Origin of the sequence: Pedobacter kyungheensis, assembly GCF_000812965.1 — a bacterium.
In the GTDB taxonomy this organism is placed as follows: Bacteria; Bacteroidota; Bacteroidia; order Sphingobacteriales; family Sphingobacteriaceae; genus Pedobacter; species Pedobacter kyungheensis.
On sequence record NZ_JSYN01000002.1, the window covers coordinates 509,280 to 527,002 of the forward strand.

At 40.7% G+C, this 17,723-nt stretch carries 11 protein-coding genes; 8 read left to right on the forward strand and 3 right to left on the reverse strand.

The window, feature by feature from the left end; genetic code table 11:
- Nucleotides 1–2: 2 nt before the first annotated feature.
- Complete coding sequence (locus tag OC25_RS03055; RefSeq protein WP_039471514.1) at nucleotides 3–1,100, reverse strand: efflux RND transporter periplasmic adaptor subunit; 1,098 nt, start codon at nucleotides 1,098–1,100, stop codon at nucleotides 3–5.
- A gap of 420 nt (nucleotides 1,101–1,520) precedes the next feature.
- On the opposite strand from OC25_RS03055, the gene OC25_RS03060 reads away from it, so the two are divergent.
- Nucleotides 1,521–3,299: a M61 family metallopeptidase gene (locus OC25_RS03060; RefSeq protein WP_245221872.1), complete on the forward strand. Its 1,779-nt coding sequence runs from the start codon at nucleotides 1,521–1,523 to the stop codon at nucleotides 3,297–3,299.
- A gap of 118 nt (nucleotides 3,300–3,417) precedes the next feature.
- Here OC25_RS03060 and OC25_RS03065 read toward each other — a convergent pair whose 3' ends face one another.
- Nucleotides 3,418–3,882, reverse strand: coding sequence for a hypothetical protein (locus OC25_RS03065; RefSeq protein WP_039471518.1), 465 nt, complete (start codon nucleotides 3,880–3,882; stop codon nucleotides 3,418–3,420).
- Between the two features lie 255 nt (nucleotides 3,883–4,137).
- Between OC25_RS03065 and OC25_RS03070 the strand changes: the two genes are divergently transcribed.
- The 5 genes from OC25_RS03070 (at nucleotide 4,138) to OC25_RS03090 (ending at nucleotide 13,280) form a co-directional block, all read left to right on the forward strand.
- On the forward strand, nucleotides 4,138–5,913 hold the full coding sequence (locus tag OC25_RS03070) for an AMP-dependent synthetase/ligase (RefSeq protein WP_039471520.1): 1,776 nt from the start codon (nucleotides 4,138–4,140) through the stop codon (nucleotides 5,911–5,913).
- Nucleotides 5,885–7,606: a gamma-glutamyltransferase gene (gene ggt, locus OC25_RS03075; RefSeq protein ID WP_039471522.1), complete on the forward strand. Its 1,722-nt coding sequence runs from the start codon at nucleotides 5,885–5,887 to the stop codon at nucleotides 7,604–7,606. The genes OC25_RS03070 and ggt overlap by 29 nt, the downstream gene beginning before the upstream one ends.
- Before the next feature lie 75 nt (nucleotides 7,607–7,681).
- Entirely contained in the window at nucleotides 7,682–10,018 is a 2,337-nt protein-coding gene (locus tag OC25_RS03080; RefSeq protein WP_039471524.1) for a GAF domain-containing protein, read from the forward strand.
- Nucleotides 10,019–10,112: 94 nt separating this feature from the next.
- The gene (locus OC25_RS03085) at nucleotides 10,113–11,822 is read left to right on the forward strand and encodes a DUF885 family protein (RefSeq protein ID WP_039471526.1); all 1,710 of its coding nucleotides are present in this window, start codon (nucleotides 10,113–10,115) and stop codon (nucleotides 11,820–11,822) included.
- Nucleotides 11,823–11,960: 138 nt separating this feature from the next.
- Entirely contained in the window at nucleotides 11,961–13,280 is a 1,320-nt protein-coding gene (locus OC25_RS03090; protein ID WP_039471528.1) for a DUF6089 family protein, read from the forward strand.
- Between the two features lie 411 nt (nucleotides 13,281–13,691).
- Here OC25_RS03090 and OC25_RS03095 read toward each other — a convergent pair whose 3' ends face one another.
- Complete coding sequence (locus OC25_RS03095) at nucleotides 13,692–14,654, reverse strand: hypothetical protein (protein WP_039471530.1); 963 nt, start codon at nucleotides 14,652–14,654, stop codon at nucleotides 13,692–13,694.
- A 123-nt stretch (nucleotides 14,655–14,777) separates the two neighbouring features.
- Here OC25_RS03095 and OC25_RS03100 point away from each other — a divergent pair, with 123 nt between their 5' ends.
- Both OC25_RS03100 and OC25_RS03105 read left to right on the forward strand, forming a co-directional pair.
- The gene (locus OC25_RS03100) at nucleotides 14,778–15,212 is read left to right on the forward strand and encodes a MarR family winged helix-turn-helix transcriptional regulator (RefSeq protein ID WP_039471532.1); all 435 of its coding nucleotides are present in this window, start codon (nucleotides 14,778–14,780) and stop codon (nucleotides 15,210–15,212) included.
- A gap of 74 nt (nucleotides 15,213–15,286) precedes the next feature.
- Nucleotides 15,287–17,692 (forward strand): 3-hydroxyacyl-CoA dehydrogenase/enoyl-CoA hydratase family protein, encoded by a 2,406-nt coding sequence (locus OC25_RS03105; protein ID WP_039471534.1) that lies wholly within the window; start codon nucleotides 15,287–15,289, stop codon nucleotides 17,690–17,692.
- Nucleotides 17,693–17,723: the final 31 nt, after the last annotated feature.

Here is a 17,723-nt window from a genome sequence, read left to right on the forward strand (position 1 = left end):
AATTATTCTTTAACCAAATGAACTTTAACCGGTGCATCTTTCTTTAAGGCCATCGATCCGGTTGTTAAAACGGTATCGCCTGCTTTTAAACCAGAGGTTATCACGATGTTTTCATCCGTGCGGGTACCAGCTTCAACATTAACTTCCTGTGCTTTGCCATCCTTTTGGATATAAACGATCTTGCCCTTTAAAACCGGAATAACGGCTTCGTTAGGGATCAGGATCGCATTTTGAAGCGTAGTTAAGGCCAGTTTAATTTTAGCAAAAGATCCTGGTAACAGCGCATTATCTGCATTGGGGGCTAAAGCCCTGATTTGTAAAGTACGTGTAGTGGCATTGATGCCGGGTTCTATCGCATATACTTTTCCTTTGTTTTGTTTAGCAGAGCCATCAGTGGTAAAACTAATTTCTGAATTGATTTTAACCTGACCAGCATATTTCTCCGGAACTGAAAAAGTAATCTTAACCGGATTGGTACTTACCAGATTGGCAATTACGGTGGCAGGCGTTAAATAGGTGCCGGCAGAAATGCTGCGCAAGCCCACACGGCCGGTAAAAGGCGCACGGATTGTGGTTTTAGCCAGCTGTGCCCTGATTAGTTGTGCCTGTGCCTGCAATGATTTTAGATCTGCAAGCGCAGTATCGTATTCTTCCTGACTGATTGCTCCTTTGGCCAAGAGTTGTTTTGCCCGGTTTTCGTTAGTAGCCGAGAGTTTTTGTTTCGTTAAGGCATCCTGCAATTGTGCCTGTATATCTCTGTCGTTTACTTTTACCAATATACTGCCTTTAGATACCGTGGTACCCTCCTGAAAATAAATGCCGGTAACCAATCCCGATACTTCACTTTTTAGCACTACCGATTCATTGGCTTCGATAGCACCTGTTACTTCCAGATCATTATCAAACGATACTGGTTTAACCACAATACCATCAACCACAAGCGGTGCCTGTTTGCCATCTTTTCCACCTGATTTACCTTTCCCTGCACCAGCAGATGCGCCACCTTTTCCCTCTAGTTTTTTGTTTGCGTTAATTCTGTAATATACCAGATAGGCCAGGCCCAGTGCTAAAACAGCATAAAATATATACCTTTTCTTCATGTTTAAATTTGTGTCGTGCGTGTTCAAAACATTAAAATAACATTAATGTTCTAACATTAGAGCGCAAAAATATCCAAATAGTTTAGTCCTAAATTTGTTGTATTAAGGATGTTACCGATTTTAGTCCGAAGTCTGTAGTCGGAAGTCCACAGTCCCGGCGCAAAATTGTTGTTCCCGATCAATCATTATGGTAACAAAAATCGTTAAATTGAAGTCTGGTGCCACTAGATGAATCAACTTTGATCCACTTTCCGTTTATCGCTTTGCGCCAAGTGCAAGGCGAACAGAAACAACTATTTTACATCACATTTAGCTATTTCATACCGAAAACCCGTCAATAAATCTAAATTTGCAGCAAAGCAAGTAAATATGTTTAATAAAAAATCAATTTTAAGTTTAGTTTTACTACTAACGTGTATTATGGCAGCGAAGGCGCAGGTAAAAATAGGCTTTGAGGTTTCTTTCAAAGAGCCGCAAGCGCATTATGCTGAGGTGCAGATGAATATTTCTGGCCTGGCAAAAGATTATGTAGATGTAAAAATGCCGGTTTGGACACCAGGTTCTTACCTGATTCGCGAATTTGAAAAAAGCGTAGAGGAATTTAAAGCCACTGCAGCTGGGAAAGCTGTTAAAGTAGAAAAAGTAAGAAAAAATACCTGGCGGATCTTTTCGGCAAAAGCCAAAGATATTCAGGTTAATTACCGCGTTTATGCATTCGAAATTTCTGTTCGCACAGCATTTATCGATGAGTCGCATGCATTCTTATCGCCTACGGCAATTTTTATGCATCCTGATGGCATGATTAAATCGCCAAGTACAGTTAAAATTATTCCATTTAATACCTGGTCTAAAGTTTCAACCGGTTTAACCCCGGTTGCCGGTGAGCAGTTTACCTATAAAGCTACCGATTTCGATATCTTGTACGATAGCCCGATTGAAGTGGGTAACCAGGATACTTTTGAGTTTACCGCTGCAGGTGTGCGACATGAGGTAGCCATGTATGGCGGAGGTAACTACGACAAAGAAAAACTTAAGGTAGATATGGCCAAAATTGTAGAGAAAGAAACTGCAGTGTATGGCGAAAACCCCAATAAATATTACTTGTTCATCGTTCACAACTTTTTAAAAGGTGGCGGTGGTTTAGAGCATTTAAACTCTACAACTTTAGGTGCAAGCAGAAATGCTTACAACACAGCTGAAGGTTACAAGGGCTTTTTAGGTTTGGTTGCGCATGAGTATCACCACCTTTGGAATGTGAAGCGTTTGCGCCCGATTGCTTTAGGCCCATTCGATTACGATAACGAAAATTACACCACCAACCTTTGGGTTGCTGAAGGTTTTACTTCTTATTACGAAAACAAATATTTGCACCGTGCAGGTTTTACCGATGTAAACGAATTTTTAAAAGATTTGGCAGGTGGTGTAGGTACAGTTCTAAACACACCGGGTGCTAAATATCAATCGGCAGCTTCTTCCAGTTATGATGCCTGGATTATTGGCTACCGCCCAAATGAAAATTCAAAAAACAATTCGATTTCTTACTACAATAAAGGTGAGGTAATTGGTATTTTGATGGATCTCGAAATTATTAATGCCACAAAAGGTGCTAAAAGCTTAGATGATGTGATGAAAGCGATGTACCTGCAATGCAAAACTTTAAAACGCGGTTATACCGATGCAGAATTTAAAGCTATGGTCGAAAAAATATCGGGCATTAGTTTCACCAATTTCTGGGCAAAATATGTTAACGGCGTTGATGATGTAGAATATGTTAAATATTTCGGTTATGCTGGTGTTGATGTTTCGACCGAAAATGCTACCCCAGGTAAACCGGTTACTGGTGCTTCCGGACAGTTAACCAACGATGGTTTGGCAATTACTGCTACAGTAAGAAATTCTGCAGCCTGGACCAGTGGATTAAATGTGAACGATATAGTATTGAGCTTGGATGATACCTCATTGAGCGATGCATTATCAACCGTGAGGTTAAAAAGCCCTATGATTTCTTTAGATGCAATTCCGTTGGTTGCCAAAAAGAACATTGGCGATGTGCTTAAACTTAAAGTTAAACGTGATGGACTGGAAAAAGAGATTTCCTTAGCCCTGAAAGAAAATCCGAATGTACGCTTAAAAGCAACTGTGAACGAAAATGCAACAGCAGCTCAAAAAGCAGTATTGAAAAAATGGACGGGAGTTTAGTCAGCCTGCAATTAAAAGTTTTCAATTTGCAGTTAACTTAAAACGCCATAAAAAATCCCGTAAGATTAATTTCTTACGGGATTTTTTTATGCATAGCGCCATGCGCGCTGCGCTTAGCTTAGAAAGTATATCTAAAACCTAAACCAAATCTGCCGGCATTAAAATCACTGTCGTTAGATCCGATATAAAGTCTTGGTCTCCAGTCTAAGGCAAGTGCCAAAGGAGCTCCTGAAAATTTATAGTCTAAACCAACCATTGGTACCAAATAGAAGTTAGAACCACCATCATACAATTGAATAGATGGACCACCACCAAGATACCAATCTAAACCTTTTGCTCCTGGAATTGAAGAGTTATACTGTAAAAATCCCTGGATGATGGTAGAATTACCACCAAATAACACATCGCCTTGAATAGCAGCTTTTGAGCTGAAGTGGTGTCTGATCGATGGACCTACCAAAGTAGCACCATCGCCAAAATCGATACCTAAACCTAACCCGGTTTTATAGTTTTGAGCTTTAACGTTTGTTGTACTCAGCGCGAATAATGCAATGCATCCTAAAATTGTAAATAACTTTTTCATAATTGATATGTTTTTGTAAAATAATTATCTGCCTAACAACTTTAATGCCGTTTCTGTTTTTAAGGTCAAAATCATGAATGATTAAAAAACAATGCTTGCATAGTAATTTTGTAATTGCTAAGTTTAGTTTTAAATTTTTGATCAGAATAAATACGGCTTTTGATTAAGCTGGATGTATTATTTTAATTAAAGAGGAGCATAATGATCAATCTTAAAGATTGATTTTTTAACTTAACCAAATAATAACAATTCAATATGGCGGCAGAAATTAAACGGGTTTTTGATCTTTTGAAATATAGCCTCGAAAATCCCAAGCAGGAATTCATCAGCGGAAAAATTAAAGGGAAATGGATAAATTATAGTACAGCCGATTTTTGTGCAGCGGTAGATAATTTAAGTCGCGGGTTAATTAAACAAGGTATTAATAAGGGTGGAAGAGTGGCTGTAATGTCGCACAACAGGCCCGAATGGAACATTGCCGATTTTGCTGCTAACCAAATAGGGGCTTACCAGATTCCCTTGTATCCTACGCTGGCTGAACACGATATCCAGTTCATATTAAAGGATGCAGAGATTTCGATTGTTTTTGTAGCCGACGAAGAATTGTATAAAAAAATAAAACCCTGTGCCGATGCCGTAAACCCAGCCATTAAGATTTACAGTTTCAATGAAATTGCCGAAGCCGAAAACTGGAATGTGCTGATAACCGAAGGCAAAGCTGCTACAGATATCAACCTGGATGATTATCGTTCGAAAGTTGAACCTGAAGACGTTTTAACGCTGATTTATACTTCAGGTACAACAGGTACGCCTAAAGGGGTAATGCTTACGCACAACAACCTGGTGGCTAACTTTGTCAACTCATCTGTAGTGATACCCGAAGGCGTTAAAAAAGGATTAAGCTTCTTGCCTTTGTCGCATATTTTCGAACGGATGATTATTTACCTCTACCTGTTCAATTCTACCGCAGTGTACTATGCCGAGAGCATGGAAACCATTGTAGCTGATATTCAACAGGTTAAACCCAACGCATTTTCTACCGTACCGAGGTTACTCGAGAAGGTGTACGATAAGATTATGGAGAAGGGAAAATCTTTAACCGGTATTAAAAGAGGCATTTTCTTCTGGTCCGTTGCTTTGGCCGAAAAATATTCGGTTAACGCAGGTGCCTGGTATAACTTTCAGCTGGGCATTGCCCGCAAACTGGTGTTTAAAAAATGGCAGGAAGCGCTGGGCGGTGAGATCGTTGTAATTGTATCAGGCGGGGCGGCACTGAATCCACGTTTAGCGCGGATATTTTGGGCTGCTGGCATGCCTGTTTTTGAAGGTTATGGTTTAACCGAAACTTCACCCGTAATTACCGTAAACCATTTCGGTGGTACCATGTTTGGCACTGTTGGCGAAGTGATTAAAGGTGTTGAAGTTAAAATTGCCGAAGATGGCGAAGTATTAACCCGCGGGCACCAGGTAATGAAAGGCTACTACAACCGGCCTGATTTAACCAGTGAAGCGATAGATCAGGATGGCTGGTTTCATACGGGCGATATTGGCGAATTGGTAGATGGCCGTTTTTTAAAGATTACCGATCGCAAAAAAGAAATGTTTAAAACTGCAGGTGGCAAATATGTGGCCCCTCAGATACTTGAAAATAAATACAAGGAATCGATTTTTATTGAACAGATTCTGGTTTTGGGCGAGAACAGGAAATTCCCTTCTGCACTGATTGTACCTAACTTCGAAACCTTAAAAACCTGGGCTGGACGGAAAGGTATTAGTTTTACAGCAATAGACGAGTTGATTAAAAACGAACAGGTTTTAGCCAAATACAACGAAGTGATTGAAGCGGCTAATGCAAATTTCGGTAAATGGGAGCAGGTAAAAAGATTTGCACTATTGCCTAAAGAGTGGAGTATAGACGGCGGAGAACTTACCCCAAAATTAAGCCTGAAAAGAAAAGTAATTACCGAGAAAAATAACGAAGTAATTGAAAAGATATACAAAGATGCTGAAAACTATAAAGCCCCTCAATAATTTAAAAAAATCGGTAGGCTTCCTCAGCCTGGTCGTTTTATTGGCCGGTTGTGTAACCGGGCAATTAGGCAAAAACAACAGTGGCGAATATAAGAACGGCATGGTGGTTTCTGCCCATCCGGAGGCTTCGCAGGTGGGGATTGAGATTTTAAAAAAAGGAGGAAATGCCGTTGATGCGGCTGTAGCCGTACAGTTTGCCCTTGCTGTTGTTTATCCCAATGCAGGTAACATTGGTGGCGGTGGCTTTATGGTATACCGGGGAGCGAATGGCGAAATAAATGCTTTAGATTTTAGGGAGAAAGCAGCAGCTGCAGCTAGCAGGGATATGTACCTGGATGCCGCTGGCAATCCGATAGTAGATAAGAGTTTGTATGGGCATTTGGCTGCCGGAGTACCCGGATCTGTTGATGGCATGGTAGAAGCCCATAAAAAATATGGAAAACTCACCTGGGCTCAGGTACTGCAACCAGCTATAGATTTGGCGAAGAATGGTTTTAAAATCACGAGCCGCCAGGCTAGCGAACTGAATAGCTTGCACAGAAAATTAATGGATTTTAATCCTAACGGAACAGCGCTTATAAATTTAGAACACCCATGGCAGGAAAATGATGTATTGGTGCAGCAGGAATTAGCCAATACTTTAAAATTGATTCAGGAAAAAGGCAGGGCAGGTTTTTACGAAGGTGCTGTAGCCGATTCGGTTGTGGCCGAAATGCAACGCGGTAAAGGCTTAATTACCCAGGCCGATTTAAAAAACTACCATGCAACCTGGCGAAAACCAATTACTGGTAATTATAAAGGTTATAAGATTATTACCATGCCCCCAACCAGTAGCGGAGGCATTGCTTTAATTCAATTGCTTCAATCTGTGGAGCCCTATCCTTTAAAAAAATGGGGGCACAATGCCGATTCTACTGTGCAGGTAATTGTAGAGGCTGAGCGGCGGGTATACGCAGACCGTGCAACACATTTAGGCGATCCTGATTTTTATGCCGTTCCGCAACAACAGTTATTAAATGCTGCCTATAATAAAAACCGGATGGCAAACTTTAACTGGGCTACGGCAACCCCCAGCAGTAGCATAATGGCCGGAGAAATTAAGGGCGCTGAACATGAAGAAACAACACATTTTTCTATCGTAGATCGCGATGGGAATGCCGTTTCTATTACCACTACACTAAATGGATCTTATGGGTCGTTGGTTGCGGTAAAAGGAGCTGGTTTTTTGTTGAACAACGAAATGGACGATTTTTCAGTTAAACCCGGTGCACCCAATATGTATGGTTTAGTTGGTGGCGAAGCCAATGCCATAGCGCCCAATAAAAGAATGTTAAGCTCCATGACGCCTACAATTGTGGAGAAAGACGGGAAACTGTTTATGGTGGTAGGTACACCTGGTGGCTCAACCATTATTACCTCCGTATTTCAGACCATCATTAATGTAATTGATTTCGATATGTCGATGCAAAAAGCCGTGGCTGCTAAAAAGTTTCACCACCAATGGTTGCCAGATGAGGTATATGTGGAAAAAGATGCAATTGATAGCCTGGCTACACAAAAATTAAAAGCTAAAGGCTATAATATTGTACAAAGGGGATCGATAGGAAGGGTAGATGCCATATTAAGAACTCAATGGGGTAACTATCAGGGCGGGGCCGATCCCAGGGGAGATGATAAGGCCATAGGCTGGTAGCTGAATATCGCTTCAATTTTTTATCTTAGCTTTAGGCATTCATGTTGCGAGCCGGCTGATGAAAAATTAATAGAGATGAAAAAGCGCATATTTAACATTGCTTTGAATTTTCCGGATGTACACGGTGTAGATTCGGCCATCTCTTTTGGCCCCTTTATACAATACCTGCGCCGGAAAATTAAAGAAGAGCAGACCGTAAAGTCTGCCCTTTACCACAACGCCTTAAAAGAATTTGAAAAGCAGGGAATCGATAATCAGGTTATTCCCCTGGAAGACATTTACCAGCACGAGTTACTGTTGGAGCACATGTACGCCTGTCTTTCGTCGACACTTTTAACCGAAGATCATCAGGCCTGGGGCCTTTGTGCACCCATGCAGCCCATCACTTTCTACGGAACCGGGCTGATGTATGAGCTGCTCGAACAGAAAGAAAAAGATAACAAAAGTTTTGCCGGATCGAGAAGCCCCGAACAGCAGCAACAGGATCGACTGCATTTTATCTATTCTTTTATCCTGAATGAACTGTATGCTTTCCATGCACCGTTAAAGGAAAAATATCATGCCGGAATCAATTCAGATACGGCTTTGCCCGGTTATTTTCATATTGGCGTAAACACAGATTTTATCGGGGTCAAAGCTAAGCAACCCTTGCCCGAGCTCAGTTATCGCGAACTGCAACAATATTTAAGCGATGAAGCCGGACTTGAAAAACTGCAGCAGATATTGCCTTTGTCGCTTTTCGAACTCAGGGGGATTTCGGTACTTACCATTACCGATGTTACAGCAAGGCAGGCCGTCGAAAATATTAAAGCCGTAAGGTTGGGTCGGGCTCCAGGTAATGAAGGGGTGGCTTATGCAGAAGTCATTCAATCGCTTAAAGTCCTGGTTCAAAATGCCAATATCCAGTTCGATCTTTTCCCTTTTGTAAGGGTTAACAATAAAATGGTTTATGGTTATGTAAAAGGAGGTAGTGGATTGCTTTTCTCGGTTTGGGGCGAAGAAACCTTAAGCCCCGAAGCTTTTCAGCAAATTGCAGAAGGCTACGCAGCAAACCCGAATTCCTTTTATTCGCCAGATATCTGGGCCGAAAGCCGGGAAATGTTTCCCTGGTTAGAACGCTTTAGAGAACTTAATGTGAAATCGATGGCACTTTTGCCAGTATTTCATAATCAGGTTTTGGTTGGGGTATTGGGCATGCATACTTGGGTCGGCGAAACTTTCGATGAAAAGAAAATCACTTTATTGGAGCAGGTATTGGCACCCATTGCCCAGTTGCTGCAGGTTTATATTGATGAATTTAATCTCGAGATTGAAAACATAATTAAAGAAAAATATACGTCTATTCAACCTGCTGTACAATGGAAATTTAATGAGGCAGCCTGGCATTACCTGCACGATAGGAAAAAGAATTTGCCTCTGCGTACCGAAGATATCAGCTTTACAGCAGTTTATCCATTTTATGGAGCAATAGATATCAGAAATTCTACAACCGAAAGAAATGCCGCGAGTAAGGCTGATCTGAATCTACATCTGAGCCTGCTTCGCGATACACTCGAACAGCTCAGTAAAACTTATACCGATGCATTGCTGGTTGAAATTATTTTTAACTGCAATAAATGGAATACCATTTTGCATGGCGACGAGCTGAATACCACCGAAGAAAACAGCCTCAATATTTTCCTCAATGAAGAAACGAGCGATTATTTAAAACTCATTGCACAATCGCATCCTCATACGAAAAAGGTTATCGATCAATATCTCGAAAGTATTTCAATTCAGGGGGGTGAGGTGTACAAACACCGGCAGGCTTTAGAAACATCCATGCAACTGATTAATACCGATATTAACAATTATTTTGAAACCGAACGCGAGAAATTGCAGGAATCTTTCCCCTGTTATTTTGAAAAATTCAGAACCGATGGGGTAGAGTACGACATTTACATTGGGCAGTCTATTGCTCCTGACCGGATTTTCAACCCTTTTCACCTGAAGAACCTGCGTTTGTGGCAACTCTCATCAATGGCTGCCATAGCCAAAATGGTGCAGCAGCGCCAGCCTGATCTGCCGGTTAAACTGGCCACTACTCAACTAATTTTTATTCATAATCATCCCATCGATATCAGTTTCCGAATTGACGAAAGAAAGTTTGATGTTGAAGGAGCTTACAACATCAGGTACCAGATGATTAAAAAACGGATCGATAAAGTGCTCATCCGTAATTCAGAGGAGCGGCTAACCCAGCCTGATAAGCTGGCCTTGATCTATTTCAATAAACGGGATATAGACGACTACCTTCCCTTTGTAAAATATCTGCAGGAAACCGGAGTGTTGGGTGCAGAAAGCGAAGATCTTGATTTGGAAGATCTGCAGGGATTAAGCGGATTAAAAGCACTCCGTTTAAGCATCGTGTAACGGTGATAGCAGCGTATCTTCAAGAAGTTACATTGCTTCTTTGTGGCCAATTCTTTCTGTTTATTTATATTGCGTCAGCTAACCCAAACCATTTATGCGCAAACTATTTCCGCTGTTTTTACTTTTAATCTTTACGGTAAAAATACAGGCCCAAAACAACGAAGCCAGCCTTGTAAGTCCACTCATTAATCAATATCAGGCTGATGAGACCATGCTTAACCGTAAATACAGCCTCAAGCGGTCGGAAGAATACTTTAAGCGCATGGAGCGCTTTTATGCTACGTGGCAAAAACAATTAAAGGCACTGCCATTTAATAAACTTACTCTAAACGAAAGGGTAGATTACCTCTTACTCAAGCGCGATATCCGTGCTGATTCGGTCAGTTTGCAGCAAAATTACACCGAATTTAAAACCAGCATTTTTACTTTGCCTTTTGCCAGTACCTTGCTCGATTTTGAAGCAAAGCGAAGGATTGGTCAGCAGCAGGATGGTAAAACCACACAACAGCAATTCGAGCAATTGCAGGTGGCTATCCGAAAAACTGCAAAGGCAGTAGAAAGTAATGAACTTGCTGTTAACCCGGTACAGGCTTTCTGGGCGCAGCAAACCATCAATCAATACCTTACTGTATTTACCGAAGCCTATAAATTTTACGATGGCTACGATCCACAATTCACCAAAGCTACCAAATCGGTTTATCCGGAAGTGGTTGATGCGCTGAAAGATTATGCTGCGGTATTGGGTAAAATAGCCAAACCTGCTAACGTTCAGGATGATGGAAGTGGTATTATTGGTAATCCGATAGGCAGGAATGCCTTGTTAAGCAATTTAAAGGATGAAATGATTGCCTATACCCCCGAACAAATCGAAGCCATTGCCATGCGTGAGTTTGCCTGGTGCGATGCCGAAATGCTCAAAGCCTCGCAACAAATGGGTTTTGGTAACGATTGGAAAAAAGCGCTCGAAAAGGTAAAAACCGATTATCCCGAATTGGGTAAACAGCCCGAACTGGTTTATGAACTGGCTAACGAAGCCATAAATTTTGTAGAAAAAAACAAGCTGATTGCTATTCCGGCAATGGCCAAAGATGGCTGGCGTATGCGCATGTTAAGCCCGCAGGAACAATTGTTTGCCCCGTTTTTCTTAGGTGGCGAATCGGTATTAATTGCTTACCCAACAGAAGATATGAGCGAAGAGGCCAAAATGATGACATTGCGCGGTAATAACAGACACTTTTCAAGGGCAGTGGTTTTTCATGAACTTATTCCCGGACATAACCTGCAATATTTTATGCAAAGCCGATACAAGCCTTATCGAAAAGTGTTTAGTACACCTTTCTGGACTGAAGGCTGGTCGCTTTACTGGGAAATGTTGCTTTGGGACCAAAACTTTCCTAAATCTCCTGAAGATAAAATTGGAATGCTTTTTTGGCGCATGCACCGTTGTGCACGCATTATTTTTTCAATGAATTATCATTTAGGCAAATGGACGCCTAAACAATGTATCGATTTTCTGGTAGATCGTGTAGGTTTTGAACGGGCCAATGCCGAAGCTGAGGTGCGTCGTTCTTTTACCGGAGGTTACGGACCACTTTATCAAATTGGCTATATGTTGGGCGGGCTGCAGTTCAGGGCCTTGCATAAGGAACTTGTAGAAAGTGGTAAAATGACCAACATTCAGTTTCACGATCGCATATTGCGCGAAAATAACATGCCGGTTGAAATGGTTAGAGCGCTGCTAACCAACCAGCAATTACCCGAAAATTTTAGTACCCGTTGGAAATTTGCCGGTGATATTAAATAGATCAGGTGTAGCAGTAAATGGATACCATTTAAACCTGAAGTTGTGGAAAAGTTGATAAGTATTTTTACGTGTCTGTAGTTTTTGGTATGGCTATTGCAAAGGGTAAGCAACGCTTATTCAACGTTATATAGAAAAACTATGAAATTACAACTATTCAAAACGCTTCCGGTTGCATTAGCTGGATTGCTTATCGGATCGGCAGCCTCTGCACAGGAGAAGCCGGCAAGCTCAACTACTTTCAGAACATGGTCCATTGGTGTAAATGCTGGTGTATTAACGCCGCTTTCTCCCCTGGGCGGTAAAAACGACTTTAGTAACAACAAATCTGGCTTCGGCTATGGTTTGTACATTAAAAAACAATTTACGCCTTATTTCTCTCTTCGCTTAGATGGAGTTCGCGGTAAATTAAAAGGCGATAATACCGAACCTTACGAAAGTGGTGTGGTAAACAATTCGCCTGTAAGAGCATTCGATACCCAGTTGGCTTATTCAGGAAGTTTAAACGCAGTGGTAAACATGTTTAACATCGATATGTTTAAAAAAGAGAATGTTTTGCAACTTTATGCTTCAGCTGGTGCGGGTATCGCAGGTTATAAACCTACCATTACCACTGCAGCAGGTACTTCTTTGTATGCTGGCGATAAAAACATTCAGGAGTTAATTATTCCGGTTGGTTTAGGTGCCAAATTTAAACTTTCTGATGCCGTTAACTTCGATTTAGGCTGGACAATCAATTTTGTTGATGGTGATAATTTAGATGGCTATTACAGAGGATCAAATGATAAATACAACTATGCTTACGCTGGTTTAGAGTTTGCCTTAGGTAGCGGTAAACAATTGGCTTTCCACAATCCTGTTGCTTTAACTTACGATGAAGCCGTAAAAGCAAAACAAACTGCCGATGGTTTGAGAAGCGATTTAGATGCCCAGAAAGCTGAAAATGCAAAATTACGTTCAGAAATGACTGATTTGCTTAAAGATTCTGATGGTGATGGTGTTGCCGATAAATTGGATAAATGTCCGGATACCCCTGCAGGTACTGTAGTAGATGGTTCTGGCTGTCCGTTAAAAACTCCAGAAAAAGTAGTAGAAAAAGTAATCGTAACCGAAGAAGACCGCAAGGTAGTTAACGAAGCGATTAAAAACCTTGAATTTGATTTAGGTAAAGCTACCATCCGTTCTAAATCTTATGCTTCATTAAACAGGGTAGCTGCTTTATTGATTCAGAAAAACTTTAGCTTAAAATTAGCTGGTCATACCGATAATACCGGTTCAAAAGAATTGAACTTACGTTTATCGAAAGAAAGAGCTGAATCTGTTAAAGCTTATTTGGTATCGCAAGGTGCAAATGCATCACGTATCGAAGCTACAGGTTATGGCATGGGTCAGCCTATTGCAAGCAATAAAACAGCAGCCGGCCGTCAGCAAAACCGCCGTGTAGAGTTTACCCTTTACTAGTCTGTTTTAAAATAAAAAACGAAAAGTTCCGGTTTGCGCCGGGACTTTTTTGGTTTAAGAGGTTTATAGTAGATTTGTCATCCTGAACGCAGTGAAGGATCTTTATTAGACTAACTCTAGTCGTGGCGTCTCGCTACTGCATAAGATAGTTCCGTAATGTTAAGTTTATCGTTGCTAAGTCTTAGTAAGACACTAAGACTAGATTAGATATGTTTTCAACTCACTGTCGTCACCCTGACCTGTAGCACAGCGAAAAGCCACGCAGTAAACCGAGCCTTAAGCGAGCTCACCGAGGGTAATTTATTTCAGGGGCTATTTGACAAAAAAGATGCTGAACCAAGTTCAGCATGACGATTCCGTTAGAAAAGGGGCTAAATTGATAACAACTTATGAATATTATTCCAAGTCAGCTTACTTAAGCGAAACAATCACCTTTTTAATCTCACTTAAATCGTTCATCTCAAAGTTTGGTAAATTGGGATAAAAGCGCTGGTAAATAATCTGATTATCCTTACTATCATAAACACTGATGATTTTATCGTTAGACCGCTGCGTATAGATTACATATTTAACAGGTGTATGCTGATTTAAAATTAGGCTATCCAGCTGTTTGTTCGGCACAAATTTTAGTTTGTAATTATAAGGTGCTGCAACAATGCCTGATTGTGGTAACAATGCCAGTTTCGACGAAAATTCTGTTTTAATATATTCAGGGATGTATAAAGTTTCTTTTGCCAGTTCGGGCAAGCGTATTTTATTGTAAAACTGATAATCCATTCCGCGGTTTTCTGCAGCGCTTAATCCTTCGTTAATTTGCTTCAGATAACCGCTTAAAAAGCCTGGCGACCAATTGTTGAAATGCGATTTGTTGTAAAGATTAGACAGGAGGTAGTTTTTAATGCTCTTTTTCGACCCATACTGCTGATCTTGTATTTCAACCAAAAGGTTGGTCGATCTGTCGGCAAAAAGCGTAACTGTGGCCAATACACTTTCTTCCCTTACCCTTGGCTTTTTACCTGGTGTAATCAGTTTCAATACATATACAATGTTGGCTATGTTTGTACTATCTGTTTTTTCAGCATAACCGTCAAAATAAAAAAAAGAATAATTGGCCACCGTATCGTAACGGGATAGTTCTTCGGGTTTAATAATTTTATAAGGCGTTACCGTCCAGACTTTTTTAATGGCCTGATCAAATTTTTCCAGTTCTGCATAATCGGCATACTGCAGGGTAAACAAGGTGGTTGTCTTTTTAAAAATATCCAGTTTCTGACTGTTGGCAGCCGAATTACCAAAGTAAGATACCTGGCTTTTACCAATCAGCGCCCATAAAAGAAATGAGCTGAACAGGAGGAGGTGCTTTGCTTTTAACATATTAAGTCGTTTTCATTTGTGTGTTTCCATAATAAGAAAATTTTGACAATTATTTTGTTTTTTTCTATTGCATTAACAAAATACATTCATTAGCTTTGTTATGCAAGCATAATAAATTAAGGAATGAAACAACAACAAACAATAGACTACCATGTTAAGTTTGCCTGGCAAAACATGTTTAATAAATATAATCAAATGGCTTCAGGTTTTGGTATTACTCAGGCTATTGGTTATATGTTAATTAACATTAATGATGATGAAGGTACTGCTGTTTCTAACCTGGCTGGCCTGCTAGGCGTAAAAGCCACCAGCCTCTCGCGTATGTTAAATAACATGGAAGAGGCTAATCTCATTTATCGCGAAACATCTGTTGGCGATAAACGTTCTGTAAAAGTCTTCCTTACTGATTTTGGCAAAGAAAAAAAGCAGTTGGCCAAAGGTGTTGTACGCAAATTTAACGAATATCTGGATGAGCACTTCACTAAGAAGGAGAAAGAAACATTCATTAATCTATTGATCAAATTAAACGAAATCACAGTAGCTTATGCTGTTGATTAATCACATATAATCTGAGGCAAAATAAATTCACTTTGTACAGGTTTAATCAGACCTAAAGAAAAATATATAAAGTAATGAAACGAAGCATTAATAAAGTTGCTGTTTTAGGTTCGGGTATTATGGGGTCGCGTATTGCATGCCATTTCGCCAATATTGGTGTTGAGGTTTTGCTGTTGGATATTGCCCCAAAAGAACTGAATGCCGAAGAACAGGCAAAAGGATTAACACTGGATAGCCCGGCGGTAAAAAACCGAATCGTAAATGCAGCCTTGCAAACAGCTGTTAAAACCAATCCATCGCCGGTTTATACCAAAAAAGCATTAAACAAAATTAAAACCGGAAATTTCGACGATGATATGCCGAAAATTGCCGGCTACGATTGGGTAATTGAGGTAGTAGTCGAAAATCTCGATATCAAGAAAAAAGTCTTTGAACAGGTAGAGCAATTCCGTAAACCGGGTACGCTAATTACTTCGAACACTTCGGGTATTCCTATTCATTTAATGGCCGAGGGCAGAAGCGAGGATTTTAAAGCCAATTTCTGCGGAACACACTTTTTTAATCCACCGCGTTACCTCAAATTGCTCGAAATTATCCCTACGCCACATACCAAATCCGAAATCGTTGATTTCTTAATGCATTATGGCGATAAGTTTCTGGGCAAAACCACAGTGTTGTGTAAAGATACCCCTGCATTTATTGCCAACAGGGTGGGTGTATATTCCATTATGGCCTTGTTACACCTGGTAGAAAAGCTGGATTTAACCGTAGAAGAAGTAGATAAATTCACCGGACCAGCTTTAGGCAGACCAAAATCGGCTACTTTCCGTACTTCGGATGTGGTAGGTTTAGATACCATGATTAAAGTAGCCAAAGGCCTTTACGATAACTGCCCTGATGATAAAGCACACGATTTGTTTAAACTTCCGGCTTATGTGCAAAAAATGGAAGAAAACAAATGGCTGGGCGATAAAACACAACAGGGTTTTTATAAGAAGACAAAAACGGCAGATGGCAAAACCGAAATTCTGGCGCTTGATTTAAAAACGCTGGAATATAAACCCCAGCAAAAAGTAAAATCGGCCACTTTAGAAATGACCAAGCCGGTTGAGAACCTGCGCGAGCGCATGAAAATTTTTGCTAAAGGCAAAGATAAAGCCGGCGAATTGTTCCGTCATTCTTCTTTTGGTTTATTTGAATATGTTTCTGACCGGATTCCGGAAATTTCTGACGAATTGTATCGTATTGATGATGCCATGCGTGCAGGTTTCGGCTGGGAGCTTGGTCCTTTTGAGCTTTGGGATGCTGTAGGTGTTAAAGAAGGCTTGGAGGGTATGGAGCAATATGGAAATAAAGCTGCAGCATGGGTATATGAAATGCTTGCTGCCGGAAATACAAGTTTCTATAAGGTAGAAAATGGCGTCAAAAAATATTATGATATCCCTTCTAAAACCTACAAAGCTTTACCGGGCACAGATGAATTTATCATTTTAGACAACCTCCGCGAAAATAAAACCGTTTGGAAAAACTCTGGTGTTTCCATTATCGATTTGGGCGATGGTATTCTGAATGTAGAATTCCATACCAAAATGAATACCATTGGTGGCGATGTAATTTCGGGTATCAATAAAGCCATTGATATGGCTGAAAAAGATTATCGTGGCCTGGTTATCGGTAATGATGGGGCTAACTTCTCGGCCGGTGCCAACGTAGGAATGATTTTTATGATGGCCGTAGAGCAGGAGTGGGATGAGTTGAATATGGCCATCCGCATGTTCCAGAATACATCTATGCGTATCCGTTATTCTTCAATTCCGGTGGTGGTTGCGCCACATAACCTTACATTGGGTGGTGGTTGCGAGTTTAGCTTACATGCCGATCATGTTCAGCTTTCTGCCGAAACCTATATGGGGCTGGTTGAATTTGGTGTTGGTGTAATTCCTGGCGGTGGTGGTACCAAAGAGTTTGCTTTGCGTGCTTCCGATGAATACAAAGACGATCAGATTGTGCAAAATGCCTTGAAGGACCGCTTCCTAACCATCGGTATGGCTAAAGTTTCTACTTCTGGTTACGAAGCTTATGAGCTGGGTTATCTGCAAAAAGATAAGTTCTCTATCTCGATGAACCGCAACCGTTTACTGGCCGATGCAAAAGCAAAAGCAATTGAGCTTGCTGATGCTAGTTATACCAAGCCCGTTCAGCGTAACGATATCAAGGTTTTAGGTAAACAAGGTTTAGGTATCGTATATGCCGGCGCAAACAGTATGTACGCAGGTCATTATATTTCCGAACATGATAAGAAAATCTCTGAGAAACTGGGTTATGTAATGTGCGGAGGCGATTTATCTTCCCCCACAGAAGTAACTGAACAATATTTACTCGATTTAGAAAGAGAAGCATTTTTATCACTGGCTGGCGAAAGAAAATCACTCGAGCGGATTCAGAGCATTATAACGAAGGGGAAACCGTTGAGGAATTAGACGTAAGAGTGGAGATATGAGTATCAAGTAT